This is a genomic window from Pseudomonas sp. NFACC10-1, assembly GCF_900119195.1.
Lineage (GTDB): Bacteria > Pseudomonadota > Gammaproteobacteria > Pseudomonadales > Pseudomonadaceae > Aquipseudomonas > Aquipseudomonas cerasi.
Window position 1 is genome coordinate 83,217 of record NZ_FPJB01000009.1, and the last position, 13,957, is coordinate 97,173.

Consider the following 13,957-nt stretch of genomic DNA (forward strand, 5'->3'; position numbering starts at 1 on the left):
CGTGGACTACTCGACGTTCTGCCGCTCGCCCTTCGGATCGAAGAACACCGAAGAAACGATCTCGGCTTCGATCACGCTGCCATCGGCCAGAGGCGCGAAGACCCGCTCTCCCATGCGCGCCAGACCGCCTTTGACCACGCCCATCGCGAACGAATAGCCCAGCGAGTTGTGCGCGTAACTGGAGGTCACGTGGCCGACCATGCTCATCGGGATCGTCTGTTTGGTGTCGAACACCAGTTGCGCACCTTCCGGCAACCATTTGGCAGGGTCCACCGGCTTGAGGCCGACCAGTTGCTTGCGCTGTTCACGCACGCAGTCTTCGCGATTCATGCCGCGCCAGCCGATCCAGGAGAACGGCTTGGTACGACCGACACACCAACCCATGTTCAGGTCGTCGGGCGTCATCGAGCCGTCGGTGTCCTGGCCGACGATGATGAAACCCTTCTCTGCGCGCAGTACGTGCATGGTCTCGGTGCCGTAAGGCGTCAGGTTGTACTGCTTGCCTGCCTCGGCGATCTTTTCCAGAACGCCCATGGCGTAGTCGGCCTGAATGTTGACCTCGTAGGACAGCTCACCGGTAAACGAGATACGGAATACGCGAGCTGGCACACCGGCGACCAGACCTTCCTTCCAGGTCATGAACGGGAAGGCTTCACGGCCCAGATCGATATCGGTGACTTCGCTGAGCAGCTTGCGGCTGTTGGGGCCGGACAGCGTCAGAGTCGCCCAGTGATCGGTCACTGAGGTGAAATACACTTTCAGGTCCGGCCATTCGGTCTGCTGATAGATTTCCAGCCATTGCAGGACGCGCGCTGCGCCGCCCGTGGTGGTGGTCATCAGGAAGTGGTTGTCAGCGAGACAGGCAGTGACCCCGTCATCGAAGACCATGCCGTCTTCCTTGCACATCAGGCCGTAGCGCGCCTTGCCCACGTCCAGCTTGGTCCAGGCGTTGGTGTAGATGCGGTTGAGAAACTCGCGTGCATCCGGGCCTTGAATATCGATCTTGCCCAGCGTCGAAGCGTCCAGCAGGCCGACGCTGTCGCGCACCGCCTTGCATTCGCGAGCGACGGCTGCGGGCAGGTCTTCGCCGTTCTTCGGGAAGTACCACGGCCGTTTCCACTGGCCGACATCCTCGAACTCGGCACCGTTTTTGACATGCCAGGCGTGCAGCGCAGTGAAACGCACGGGTTCGAAGATGTGTTTGCAATGACGCCCGGCTATCGCGCCGAAGGTCACCGGCGTGTAGTTGGGGCGGAACATGGTGGTGCCCATTTCCGGGATCGACACGTTCAGCGAACGCGCGGCGATGGCCAGACCGTTGACGTTGCCCAGCTTGCCCTGATCGGTGCCGAAACCCAGCGCGGTGTAGCGCTTGACGTGCTCAACCGACTCGAACCCCTCGCGGGTTGCCAGTTCGATGGCCGCTGCGGTCACATCATTCTGCAGGTCGACGAATTGCTTGGGTGCCCGAGCGGTGCCTTTCTCGTGCGGCACCTGAAACAGCGCCAGCGTCGGCTCTTCCGCACGGCTGAGGGCTTTGGGCATCACGCCTTCGACCACCTTGAAGCCCGCTTCACTGGCAGCGCGCACGCCGCCTTCGAAACCATCGGCCAGACTGTCAGCCAGACTGTAGACGCCGTTGACGCCGCCTACGCAGATACGTTTCTGCGGTGCTTCGCCCGGCACGAAGCCGAGGATGTCCTCGCGCCAGACCGGCTTGCCGCCCAGGTGCGAGGCCAGGTGTACGATCGGGCTGTAACCGCCGGAGCTGGCAACCACGTCGCATTCAAGCCATTCGCCAGGGCTGGTCACGCTGTGCGTCTTGACGTCGATGGCGGCAACGCGGGCAGCCGTCACACGCTTGCTGCCACGGGCCTCGATGACCGCGCTGCCGGTCAGGATGCGAATGCCTTTGGCCCGCGCTTCTTCAACCAGCGGGCCGCGCGGGTTATGCCGTGCATCGGCAATCGCGACCACGTGCAGACTGGCGTCGAGCCAGTCCAGAGCGACGCGATAGGCGTGATCGTTGTTGGTGGAAAGCACCAGTTTCTTGCCCGGCGCCACGCCATAACGACGAACGTAAGTCGATACGGCGCCGGCCAGCATGTTGCCGGGCACATCGTTGTTGCCGTAGACCAGCGGACGCTCGTGAGTACCGGCGGCCAGTACCACACGCTTGGCACGTACCCGATGCATGCGCTGGCGAACCATGCCGATCGGCGCGCGATCACCCAGGTGGTCGGTAAGGCGCTCATGAATGGTCAGGAAGTTGTGATCGTGGTAACCATTGACCGTGGCACGCGGCAGCAGGGTGACGTTGGGCAGGCTTTTCAGCTCGGCGACGACTGTAGACACCCACTCGGCGGCGGGTTTGCCGTCGAGGCTTTCACGGCTGTCGAGCAGGCTGCCGCCGAACTCTTCCTGTTCATCGGCAATGATCACTCGGGCACCGCTGCGACCTGCTGCCAGCGCGGCAGCCAGACCAGCCGGGCCTGCGCCGACGATCAACACGTCGCAGTGCTGGTTCATCGCATCGTAGCTGTCCGGGTCGTTTTCGGTCGGCGAGCGACCCAGGCCTGCAGCCTTGCGGATGTACTTTTCGTAAGTCATCCAGAACGATTGCGGGTACATGAAGGTTTTGTAGTAGAAACCCGGCGGCATCAGTTTGCCGCCGACCTTGCCCAGAATGCCCATGACATCGGTATTCACGCTCGGCCAGCCGTTGGTGCTGGTCGCGACCAGTCCGGCATAGAGCGCCTGTTGCGTGGCACGCACGTTGGGGATCTGCGTCGCTTCGGTCGCGCCGATCTGCAGCACGGCGTTGGGCTCTTCCGAACCCGCTGCGAAGATGCCGCGCGGGCGGGAGTATTTGAAGCTGCGGCCGATGATATCGACGCCGTTGGCCAGCAGGGCAGAGGCCAGCGAGTCGCCTTCAAAGCCCTGGTAGGTCTGGCCGTTGAAGGTAAAGTTGAGCACCTTGCTGCGGTTGATGCGGCCGCCGTTGGGCAGGCGATGGGTCTGGCTCATACCTTTTCTCCCTGATCCGTGAACTGCGGCCTGGTACCGATCGGATAGGTCTCGAGAATCTCGTAGGTCACGGTATTGCGCGTCATGTTGAAATACTGGCGGCAACCGGCGGCGTGTATCCACAGTTCGTGATGCAGGCCGCGCGGGTTATCGCGAAAGAACATGTAATCGCCCCATTGCTCATCGGTGCAGGCACCGGGGTCCAGCGGGCGCGGGATGTGCGCCTGACCGGACGGGTGGAATTCCTCTTCGGAGCGCAGTTCGCCACAGTGAGGACAGAAGATATGCAGCATGGTCGGGTTCTCCTGTTAGTGGGCTACGGCTGCAGCGCCGTGTTCGTCGATGAGCGCGCCGTTGTGGAAACGGTCGATGGAGAACGGCTTGGCCAGCGGGTGCATCTCGCCCTTGGCCAGGCTGGCGGCAAATACGTTGCCCGAGCCCGGCGTAGCCTTGAAGCCGCCTGTGCCCCAGCCGCAGTTGAAGAACATGTTCGGCACCGGGGTCTTGGAAATGATCGGGCAGGCGTCCGGCGTGGTGTCGACGATGCCGCCCCATTGACGGTTCATGCGCACGCGGGACAGTACCGGGAACATCTCGACGATGGCCTGGATGGTGTGTTCGATCACCGGGTACGAGCCGCGCTGGCCGTAGCCGACCCAACTGTCGATGCCGGCACCGATCACCAGGTCGCCCTTGTCGGACTGGCTGATGTAGCCGTGTACCGCGTTGGACATGATGACGCTGTCGATAATCGGCTTGATCGGCTCGGAGACCAGTGCCTGCAACGGATGCGATTCGATGGGCAGACGGAAGCCTGCCAGCTTGGCCATGTGCCCGGAGTTGCCGGCGGTTACCACGCCGACCCGTTTGGCACCGATGAAACCCTTGTTGGTTTCCACTCCGATGCACACGCCGTTTTCCTTGCGAAAGCCGATGACTTCGGTCTGCTGAATCAGATCAACGCCCAGCGCGTCGGCCGCACGGGCGAAGCCCCAGGCCACCGCATCGTGACGGGCGACGCCACCACGGCGCTGAACCGTTGCGCCAATGATCGGATAGCGGGTGTTTTTCGAGCAGTCCAGGTACGGGATTTCCTCGGCGACCTGCTGGCCGTTGAGCAATTCGCCGTCCACGCCGTTAAGCCGGTTGGCGCTGACGCGGCGCTCGGAGTCGCGCATGTCCTGCAGGGTGTGGCACAGGTTGTAGACGCCGCGCTGGGAGAACATGACGTTGTAGTTCAGGTCCTGGGACAGGCCTTCCCACAATTTCATCGCATGTTCATACAGGTGGGCAGACTCGTCCCACAGGTAATTGGAACGCACGATGGTCGTGTTGCGAGCCGTGTTGCCGCCGCCCAGCCAGCCTTTCTCGACCACGGCCACGTTGATGATGCCGTGCTCCTTGGCCAGATAGTAGGCCGTCGCCAGACCGTGCCCGCCGCCGCCGACAATGACCACGTCGTAGACCTTTTTCGGGGTCGGCGTGCGCCACATGCGCTGCCAGTTTTCATGGTGGCTGAGGGAATGCTTGAGAAGGCCGAAGCCTGAGTAATGCTGCATGTGAGGCTACTCCTGACTCAGCGATAAACCGGAAAATCGGCGCACAGGGCGGCGACCTGGCTGGCAACGTCAGCCTCGACATCGGCATCACCGAGGTTGTCGAGGATGTCGCAGATCCAGCCTGCCAGCTCGATGCACTGGGTCACCTTGAAGCCGCGTGTGGTCACGGCCGGTGTACCGATGCGCAGGCCGGACGTCACGAACGGCGACTGCGGGTCGTTGGGCACCGAGTTCTTGTTGACGGTAATGTGCGCACGCCCCAGCGCCGCATCTGCGTCCTTGCCGGTCAGGCCTTGACGGATCAGGCTGACCAGAAACAGATGGTTGTCGGTGCCGCCGGAGACCACATCGAAGCCCCGATCGATGAACACCTGCGCCATCGCTTGTGCGTTGTCGATGACCTGCTGTTGATAGGCCTTGAAGGCGGGCTCCATGGCTTCCTTGAAACATACCGCTTTGGCGGCAATGACGTGCATCAGCGGGCCGCCCTGGCCACCGGGGAAGACGGCGGAATTGAATTTCTTTTCCAGCTCCTCGTTGGCCCTGGCCAGGATCAGGCCGCCGCGTGGGCCGCGCAGGGTCTTGTGGGTCGTGGTGGTGACCACGTCTGCGTAGGGCAACGGATTCGGATAAAGACCGGCGGCAACCAGACCGGCAACGTGCGCCATGTCGACGAACAGGTAGGCACCCACCTTGTCGGCGATTGCGCGGAAGCGCGGGAAGTCCAGGGTCTTGGAGTAGGCCGAAAAGCCGGCAATGATCATTTTCGGCTGGCATTCGACGGCAATGCGCTCGACTTCGTCGTAATCGATCAGCCCGGTCGCGGTGTCGATGCCGTACTGCACGGCGTTATAGAGTTTGCCCGAGAAGCTGACCTTGGCGCCGTGGGTCAGGTGACCGCCGTGCGCCAGGCTCATGCCCAACACGGTATCGCCGGCCTGGAGCAGCGCCAGGTAGACCGCTGCGTTGGCCTGACTGCCGGAGTGCGGCTGAACGTTGGCGTAGTCGGCACCAAACAGTTGTTTGGCGCGTTCGATGGCCAGTTGCTCGACCTTGTCGACGTGCTCGCAACCGCCGTAGTAACGCTTGCCGGGATAGCCCTCTGCGTACTTGTTGGTCAGGCCGCTGCCCTGCGCCTGCATCACGCGTTTGCTGGTGTAGTTCTCCGAGGCGATCAGCTCGATATGGTCTTCCTGACGCTGCTCCTCGGCGTTCATCGCCGACAGCAGTGCATCGTCATAACCCTGAATCTGGTCTTGCTTGCTGAACATCGCGGATCTCCCAGCGGCGGCGCGGCGCCTGACTTGTCGTTCGGGCTGACAGAGCCCTCTGAGAGCGATGGTAGGGCCGGACCGAAGACGCCAAATGCCTATGGACGCCACACAAAGGTGCGTTTACGACATGGCGGCGGAGGGAGCAGAAATAGCGGAAGGGAGTTACCCGTGACAACGCTGCAGACGAAAAAAGCCCGCTCCCGGCTGGATGAGTCCAGCGCGGTTGAGCGGGCTTGTCGGTTTCAGGCCTTGTCAGCCGTGGTTTTTGCCCAGCAATGCGTGATACAGCTCGGTATCACCCAGAATGCCGACCACTTTATTGCCGTCCTGCAGGACCAGCTTGTTGCCGGTCTGGTAGCGGATCTGCAGCGCGTCGCGCATGCCAATGTTGGAATGCACAAGCGTAGGGCGTCGATCCAGGGTGGCGACGTCCTGACCGGGGGCCCAGTTCTGCAGATCGAGGGCCGTGGCACCTTGCCGCGCGCCTTTGATCACGTTGCCTTCGGCCAGATCGAGCCATGAGTCGCCGCTCGGGTCCAGGCACACCGAACCGTTGACGTGGGTGCACTCGTCGACGGTGCGCATCAGACTGCGACCGCACAGCACGTTCAATGGGTTGGTATGTGCAACGAAGGTGCGCACGTATTCGTCTGCCGGATTGAGCACAATCTGCTCTGGCACGCTGTATTGCACGAGGCGGCCGTCTTTCATGATGGCGATCCGGCTGCCGAGCTTCAGTGCTTCATCCAGATCGTGGCTGACGAACACAATGGTTTTGCTCAGCTTGGTTTGCAGGGCGAGCAGTTCGTCCTGCAACCCCTGGCGGATCAGCGGGTCGAGCGCCGAGAACGGCTCGTCCATCAGCAGGATGTCGGCATCCATCGCCAAGGCCCGCGCCAGGCCCACTCGCTGCTGCATGCCGCCGGACAGCTCGTCGGGCTTCTTGTTGCGCCACTGGGTCAGGCCCACCAGCTCGAGTTTTTCATCCACCAGCTTGCGCCGTTCCTTTTCGGGGCGACCCTGCATTTCGAGGCCAAAGCTGATGTTTTCGCGCACCGTGAGCCAGGGCATCAGGGCGAATTTCTGGAAGACCATGGCAATGCGCTTGGTGCGCATCATTTTCAGTTCGGCCGCGCTGCAGTTGGCGATGTTGATCTGTGAGCCTTCATGCTCGACGAACAGCGAGCCACGGCTGACGGTATTGAGACCGTTGATACAGCGCAACAGGCTGGATTTGCCGGAGCCCGACAGGCCCATCAGCACGCAGATTTCGCCCTTCTCGATATCCAGGCTGGCGTTCTCGACGCCGACGATCTGTCCGGTTTTCTTGAGGATCTGGTCACGCGTGAGGCCTTCGTCGAGCAGCTTGAGGGCTTCACGCGGGTCCTTGGAGAAGATGACGTCTACCTTGTCGAATTTGATGATACTCATGCGTCGGACCCTACCTTGGCTTCGGGTTGTTTGCAGATGCGGTCGAGCATGATGGCCAGCAATACGATTGCCAGACCGGCTTCGAAACCGAGCGCGATGTCGGCCGTGTTCAGCGCGTTGACCACTGGCTTGCCCAGGCCGTCGGCGCCGACCAGGGCCGCGATGACCACCATCGACAATGACAGCATGATGCATTGGGTAATCCCGGCTGCAATGCTGGGCATCGCGTAGGGCAGTTCAATGCGTGTCAGCAACTGGCGGCGTGACGAGCCGAAGGCCTTGCCGGCATCCAGCAACTCCTGAGGTACATCACGGATACCCAGGTAAGTCAGGCGAATCGGCGCGGCAATGGCGAAAACCACTGTCGAGATCAGACCGGGTACCACGCCCAGACCGAACAGCGTGAGTGTCGGAATCAGATAGACGAAGGTGGGCACGGTCTGCATCAGGTCGAGCAGCGGCCGGATGATGGTGTAGAACAGCGGCTTGTGCGCGGCAATGATGCCCAGCGGCACGCCGATGACGACACACACCAGTGTGGCGAAGAGCACCTGTGCCAGGGTTTCCATGGTCTCCTGCCAGTAATGCAGGTTGAGGATCAGCAGAAACGAAAGGATGACGAAAACCGTCAGGCCCCACTTGCGCTGGATGAAGTGCGCGAGGGCGGCGATAAGGCCGATCAGTACGAATGGATTGAACCAGGTCAGCGCGAAAGTGAACCCGTGGATCATCATTTCCAGTGTCGAGGCTATCGCGTCGAAGTAATCGGCGCCGTTGGCCGTCAACCAATCGACAAATGCGGCGATGTACTCGCCCAGAGGGATTTTATGGTCAGTCAGCATGATTTCGGGTGTCCGCTTGCGGAAGGTGAAGAGGGCAGCAGGCGGGTCAGCCCCGCCTGCTGTCGGCTTACTGGGTCAACTTGGCTTTGGCTGCCTCCAGGCCTGGCTTGCCATCGACGGTGGTCACGCCTGCGAGCCAGGTGTCGAGTACTTGCGGGTTTTTCTTGATCCACGCCTTGGCGGCGGCATCAGGCTTCATTTTGTCGTCCAGCACATTGCCCATCAGGCTGCTTTCCATGTCCAGCGTGAAGGACAGATTCTTGAGCAGCTGACCTACGTTGCTGCACTCCTGACTGTAGCCTTTGCGGGTGTTGGTGTAGATGGTCGCCTGGCCATAGTTGGGGCCGAAGAAGTCATCGCCGCCGGTCAGATATTTCATCTTGAAGCGAGTGTTCATCGGATGCGGTTCCCAGCCGAGGAACACCACATCGTTCTTGCGTTTCACGGCGCGGTCGACCTGCGAAAGCATTGCGGCTTCGCTGGATTCAACAACCTTGAAGCCTGCATCTTTCAGGCCGAAGGCGTTCTTGTCGATCATGCTCTGGATCAGGCGATTGCCGTCGTTGCCAGGCTCGATCCCGTAGATCTTGCCGCCCAGTTCCTTCTTGAATTTGGCGATGTCGGCGAAGTCATGCAGGCCTTTGTTATAGAGCGCTTCCGGGACAGCCAGGGTGTACTTGGCGTTCTCCAGATTGGCACGCACGGTTTCGACGGTCCCTGCTTCGCGATAGGGCTTGATGTCGTTTTCCATGGTCGGCATCCAGTTGCCGAGGAACACGTCCATGTTCTTCCCGTCAGCCAGCGACTTGTAGGTCACCGGTACGGAAATCATGGTGGTCTTGGTCTTGTAACCCAGTGACTCGAGTACGGCGCTGGTTACCGCAGTAGTGACGGTAATGTCAGTCCAGCCTACGTCGGAGAAGTTGACCGTATGACAGGCCTCTGGCTCGGCTGCCTGAGCGAGCACCGGCATACAGAGCGTGGCGGCCAACAGCAACGATTTGGAACCTTTCATGGGTGGACTCCTGTGAGTTTCTTCTGGTCATCAGCAGGTGAACGCTGACGCGGCTTATGGGTTGGCGAGGCTTTTCGCGAAGCTCCATCACTGCGCCGGGCGATCGAGTCGGAACCGATCATGTAACAGGGAAAATCAAACGCCTACAGGGGGCGTCGTATCCAGTGCAGGAGGCGTCGTATCCAGTGCGCGCAAGGTCGCTTACAGATTCGTTGCATCGTACGCACGCCCGGTTGCAGTGTCGGAACTGCGAAAAAACGGCCAGTACGTTACACAGTCGCTGCGTAGTTCGGCAGCGGTCGGTTGGCAGGTCGGTGCCTGCGCGAACGCGGTCTTTTGGAGGGGGGTAACGCCGACAAGTTCATTATCGGGTCAGATCCGGCAGTGGTCATGCCCGGTCGCATGCCATTTTTGGCGGCTGCGCGCTTTTCGATCACGCGCCCTGCAGGCCGCCACTTTTTAGCGCGAACGCCTGCCCTCGGCAGGGTTTTATCGGGATGTGCCTTGAGTAGCACTTGGCGTGCGAAGGCCCCTTGGTCGTTTCCGCCAAGTGCTACCGAACTGCTCATCGAACTGCGCCTGCGGCGGCCTTGGCGTCGCTGACAGGTACGTGGGTCGCAGCCGGTTAGACGCTTCGCGACGTCGTTTTCAGGTGTTCTTGAATGAGCGATCAATTTCCGGCATGGGATTTGCGATGTCATCACCAGGCCCTGCAATGACGAGGGCTACAAGAAGAGCCTGTTCTGGGGCCAACCATTGCCATATGAGAGGAGATAGTGTGATGACATCGTTCAATCAAGGGACTCAACCCCAGAACCGCGCGCCACAGTCCATCGGCTTTCTGCTGCTGGATAACTTCACCCTGATCTCCCTCGCATCGGCGGTAGAACCCCTTCGCATGGCCAATCAGTTGTCGGGCCGCGAGCTGTATCGCTGGACCACGCTGAGTGTCGACGGCGGACAGGTCTGGGCCAGCGATGGTCTGCAGATCACGCCGGATGCGGCAATGCACAAGGCTCCTTTGCTCGACACGGTTATCGTCTGCGGCGGTGTCGGTATTCAACGCTCCGTCACGCGTGAACACGTCAGTTGGCTACAGAGCCAGGCACGTCAGTCGCGTCGTCTGGGCGCGGTGTGCACCGGCAGTTGGGCGCTGGCGTGCGCGGGCCTGCTGGATGGTTTCGAGTGCAGCGTGCATTGGGAATGTCTGGCTTCGATGCAGGAAGCCTTTCCACGGGTGTCGATGAGCACCCGGCTGTTCACGCTGGACCGCAACCGTTTCACCAGCTCGGGCGGCACCGCACCACTGGACATGATGCTGCACCTGATCAGTCGTGATCATGGGCGCGAGTTGTCGGCAGCCATTTCCGAGATGTTCGTCTACGAGCGCATTCGCAACGAACAGGACCATCAGCGCGTGCCGCTCAAGCACATGCTCGGTACCAATCAGCCGAAGCTGCAGGAAATCGTGGCGCTGATGGAAGCCAATCTCGAGGAGCCGATCGATCTTGACGAACTGGCTGTGTATGTCGCCGTTTCACGCAGGCAGCTGGAGCGGTTGTTCCAGAAATACCTGCATTGTTCGCCTTCGCGCTACTACCTGAAACTGCGCCTGATTCGCGCCCGGCAACTGCTCAAGCAGACCCCGATGTCGATCATCGAAGTGGCGTCGGTGTGCGGCTTCGTGTCGACGCCGCACTTCTCCAAATGCTACCGCGAATACTTCGGTATCCCGCCGCGTGACGAGCGCGTAGGGTCCAACACCGCACAGCAGGTTGCCATGATGCCAATCCCGCAGGCCTTGGTGCTCGCCCCGTTGTCCGGGCCGATGTCGGCCTTGAGTCAGGCGCGTAATGAGTCGACGTTTGCGAGTGTGAGGCTTTAACCGCCCTGCTTCGCAAGAGGACGCAGAGCGTCCAGAAAGGCATGCGACGCAGAGCGCCGCACGATAGTCGAGAGCATCGTTCCGCACGCTCCAGCGTGGGAATGCGGTTCCCGACGCTCTGCGCCGCACGATAGTCGAGAGCATCGTTCCTCACGCTCCAGCGTGGGAATGCAGTTCTCGACGCTCTGCGTCGCACGATAGTCGAGAGCATCGTTCCGCACGCTCCAGCGTGGGAATGCAGTTCTCGACGCTCTACGTCGCAAGAGGACGCGAGCGTCCAGAAAGGCACGCCAACACGGAGCATTGGCACGAGAGTCAGGTACCTCTGCCTGCAATCAAAGCGCGAAGCGCGCCACCATGCCGTTGAGGTCGATTGCCAGGCGTGACAGCTCGGTGCTGGCTGCGCTGGTCTGGTTGGCGCCGTTGGTGGATTGTGCCGAGAGGTCGCGGATGTTGACCAGGTTGCGGTCCACTTCGCGGGCGACCTGTGCCTGTTCTTCGGCGGCGCTGGCGATGACCATGTTGCGTTCGTTGATTTCCTCCACGGCGCTGTTGATGGTGTTCAATGCCTGGCCCGCGCCCTTGGCAATGTTCAGGGTCGATTCGGCGCGTTCGGTGCTGTTGCGCATCGAGCTGACGGCCTGTTCCGTGCCGGTCTGAATGCTGCTGATCATGCGTTCGATTTCGCTGGTCGATTGCTGGGTGCGATGGGCCAAGGCACGGACTTCGTCGGCGACGACGGCAAAGCCACGTCCTGCTTCACCGGCGCGCGCGGCTTCGATGGCGGCGTTCAATGCCAGCAGGTTGGTCTGGTCGGCCAGGCCGCGAATCACGTCGAGCACCTTGCCGATATCGCGCGATTCATTGGCCAGGCTGATGATCAGCTCGGCAGTGCCTTGCACGTCGCCACTCATGCGTTCGATGGCGCTGACGGTTTCCTGAACCAGATCGCGGCCATCGCCCGCAGAGGTGGCCGCGCTGCGCGAGGCCTGCGAGGTGCTGGTGGCGTTGCGCGCAACTTCTTCCACGGCACTGGTCATCTGGTTGACCGCAGTGGCTGCCTGTTCTATTTCATCATTTTGCTGCACCAGCCCGCGTGCGCTTTCGTCAGTGACAGCATTCAGCTCTTCGGCTGCCGAGGCCAGTTGCGTGGCCGAGCCGGAAATACCCTGCAAGGTATCGCGCAGCTTGTCCTGCATGGTTTTCATGGCCAGCAGCAGACGACCGGCTTCATCGGTGCCATCGATACTGATCGGCCGGGTCAGATTGCCTTGCGCGATGGTCTCTGCTGCAAGCAGTGCGGTGGCAATCGGTGTGGTAATGCTCTTGATCAGCATCCAGGCAAACACTAGGGTCAGCAGGGTGGCAGCGATCAGCAGTCCGATCACCATATTGAATGCCGAGTCGTACTCGCTGGAGGCCTGTTCCTTGACCTCATTCAACTGTGCCGTATTGATCTCCACCAGTTTGCGCAGCACAACGTTCATCTGGTCGGAGTTGCTGACCATTTCGTTGTTGAGCAACTCCTGCAATTGGTCGATGTTGTTCGCACGGCTCAGCGTCTTCAGACGATCCTCAAGCTGGCGATACTGCCCCAGCAACTGCACGTACTGGCTATAGAGGTTGCGCTCTTCGGGCGCGCTGATCAGCTTTTCGTAAACGGTCTGAGCGTCAGTGATCTGCTTGTTGCGCATCGCCATCAGTTCGATGGTTTTCTGCTGGGTTTCCGGATCGCGATTGACCAGCAATCGATAGGACAATACCCGCAGACGAATACTGACTTCAGCGAAGCGATCGAGGCTCTTGATGCTGGGCACGTTGCTGTCGGCCAGCACCTCGGTGGCGCCGCGGATCTTGCTCATCTGTGACAGTGCAAAGACGCCCAGAATCAGCATGAGGGTGCCGATCATGGCAAATCCAAGAAACGCTCGGGGCGCGATGTTCATATTTCGCAGGGACATAGAAAGCTTCCAGGGTCATTTACGCGTTCCATGCGATTTAGAGACGGGGATAAAGCCGTGAGTGGGGTGCCTATCGGACGTGCGACTGAAGTCTTGAGTTAATAGGCACGTATCGCCTGTGACTTAATCGTGACGAATTCTTCATTTCTCTCGCGGATCGGGCGCAACCCCTTGAAAAGACGGGGCGGGGGCTTTTTCTGCGATAGCAGTCTGCCCATTGGCTGCGCGCATTTGTCGCAGTTTCAGGCAGTCTGACGAACAGCAGGAACCGGATACCGAATACGCAGTCACAAGCCCCCTACGCGTCTACGTTATCGACATGTCGATGTCATGACAGAGCGGTATCGAAGCCTGAGCGCTGGTATGCGCAGCGACTTTTCTTTATCGTACGCGCCCGTTGAAATTTGCTCGAGAAATCAAAATGTTGGAAGCCTCCCTTAGCCAATTGGAACAACTTGTCGGCGATCTGGTGCAGCAGAACCAGGCCCTTCAGGAAACAAATGCACAGCTCGGTGCCGAGCTGGCAAAAGCCAAGGACGAGAACGAGAACTTGCAACTGAGTCTGATGGAGCAGGAAGAGAAGCATGGCAGCACTGCAGCGCGGATCCAGGCACTGGTTGATCGCGCGACCAGCGCAAGTGCTGTCGGCGCATGAACGTCGATGGCAGCGGTGTAACCGTCCTCACTATTCTGGGCAATGAGTACTCGGTCAAGGCGCCGGCTGGCGAAGACCTGACCCTCATGAAGGCCGCCGCGATGCTTAATGCGTCGCTGGCCGACACCAAGCGCAAATACCCGACGTTGATCGGTGACCGTCTGCTGGTCCTTGCTGCGCTGAACCTTTGTTCGCAGCAGATCGAGCTTGAGCAATTGCACAAGGTCGAGCTCAAGCGCTACCGGGAGCAGGTCGAAGCGACGGTGGATGTGATCGCCAAGACCATCGCCCCGAACTGAATGTGAGGC

Annotated in this window: 11 protein-coding genes; 3 read left to right on the forward strand and 8 right to left on the reverse strand. The window is 60.5% G+C overall.

Going from position 1 to position 13,957, the window contains the following annotated elements; all coding sequences use genetic code 11:
- Positions 1-6 precede the first annotated feature (6 nt).
- The 7 genes from BT119_RS22930 to BT119_RS22960 all read right to left on the reverse strand — a co-directional run bounded on the left by BT119_RS22930 (position 7) and on the right by BT119_RS22960 (position 9,148).
- On the reverse strand, positions 7-3,027 hold the full coding sequence (locus BT119_RS22930) for a sarcosine oxidase subunit alpha (RefSeq protein ID WP_003432562.1): 3,021 nt from the start codon (positions 3,025-3,027) through the stop codon (positions 7-9).
- Positions 3,024-3,320 (reverse strand): sarcosine oxidase subunit delta, encoded by a 297-nt coding sequence (locus BT119_RS22935; RefSeq protein WP_003372476.1) that lies wholly within the window; start codon positions 3,318-3,320, stop codon positions 3,024-3,026. The genes BT119_RS22930 and BT119_RS22935 overlap by 4 nt, the downstream gene beginning before the upstream one ends.
- 15 nt (positions 3,321-3,335) lie before the next feature.
- Positions 3,336-4,586, reverse strand: a complete 1,251-nt coding sequence (locus BT119_RS22940; protein ID WP_072366984.1) for a sarcosine oxidase subunit beta family protein — start codon at positions 4,584-4,586, stop codon at positions 3,336-3,338.
- 17 nt (positions 4,587-4,603) lie between these two features.
- On the reverse strand, positions 4,604-5,857 hold the full coding sequence (gene glyA, locus BT119_RS22945) for a serine hydroxymethyltransferase (protein WP_003432565.1): 1,254 nt from the start codon (positions 5,855-5,857) through the stop codon (positions 4,604-4,606).
- A gap of 255 nt (positions 5,858-6,112) precedes the next feature.
- The gene (choV, locus tag BT119_RS22950) at positions 6,113-7,291 is read right to left on the reverse strand and encodes a choline ABC transporter ATP-binding protein (RefSeq protein WP_003372468.1); all 1,179 of its coding nucleotides are present in this window, start codon (positions 7,289-7,291) and stop codon (positions 6,113-6,115) included.
- Positions 7,288-8,136, reverse strand: a complete 849-nt coding sequence (gene choW / locus BT119_RS22955) for a choline ABC transporter permease subunit (RefSeq protein ID WP_170846044.1) — start codon at positions 8,134-8,136, stop codon at positions 7,288-7,290. The genes choV and choW overlap by 4 nt, the downstream gene beginning before the upstream one ends.
- A gap of 64 nt (positions 8,137-8,200) precedes the next feature.
- The gene (locus tag BT119_RS22960) at positions 8,201-9,148 is read right to left on the reverse strand and encodes a choline ABC transporter substrate-binding protein (protein ID WP_003432571.1); all 948 of its coding nucleotides are present in this window, start codon (positions 9,146-9,148) and stop codon (positions 8,201-8,203) included.
- 781 nt (positions 9,149-9,929) lie between these two features.
- Here BT119_RS22960 and BT119_RS22970 point away from each other — a divergent pair.
- The gene (locus BT119_RS22970) at positions 9,930-11,033 is read left to right on the forward strand and encodes a choline metabolism transcriptional regulator GbdR (RefSeq protein ID WP_003432573.1); all 1,104 of its coding nucleotides are present in this window, start codon (positions 9,930-9,932) and stop codon (positions 11,031-11,033) included.
- Positions 11,034-11,368: 335 nt separating this feature from the next.
- Here BT119_RS22970 and BT119_RS22975 read toward each other — a convergent pair whose 3' ends face one another.
- Positions 11,369-12,994 (reverse strand): methyl-accepting chemotaxis protein, encoded by a 1,626-nt coding sequence (locus tag BT119_RS22975; RefSeq protein ID WP_003432575.1) that lies wholly within the window; start codon positions 12,992-12,994, stop codon positions 11,369-11,371.
- Positions 12,995-13,415: 421 nt separating this feature from the next.
- On the opposite strand from BT119_RS22975, the gene BT119_RS22980 reads away from it, so the two are divergent.
- Together BT119_RS22980 and BT119_RS22985 are read left to right on the forward strand one after the other, a co-directional pair.
- Positions 13,416-13,649: a hypothetical protein gene (locus tag BT119_RS22980; protein WP_003316169.1), complete on the forward strand. Its 234-nt coding sequence runs from the start codon at positions 13,416-13,418 to the stop codon at positions 13,647-13,649.
- Positions 13,646-13,948 (forward strand): cell division protein ZapA, encoded by a 303-nt coding sequence (locus BT119_RS22985; protein ID WP_003316170.1) that lies wholly within the window; start codon positions 13,646-13,648, stop codon positions 13,946-13,948. The genes BT119_RS22980 and BT119_RS22985 overlap by 4 nt, the downstream gene beginning before the upstream one ends.
- The last annotated feature ends 9 nt before the right edge of the window (positions 13,949-13,957 follow it).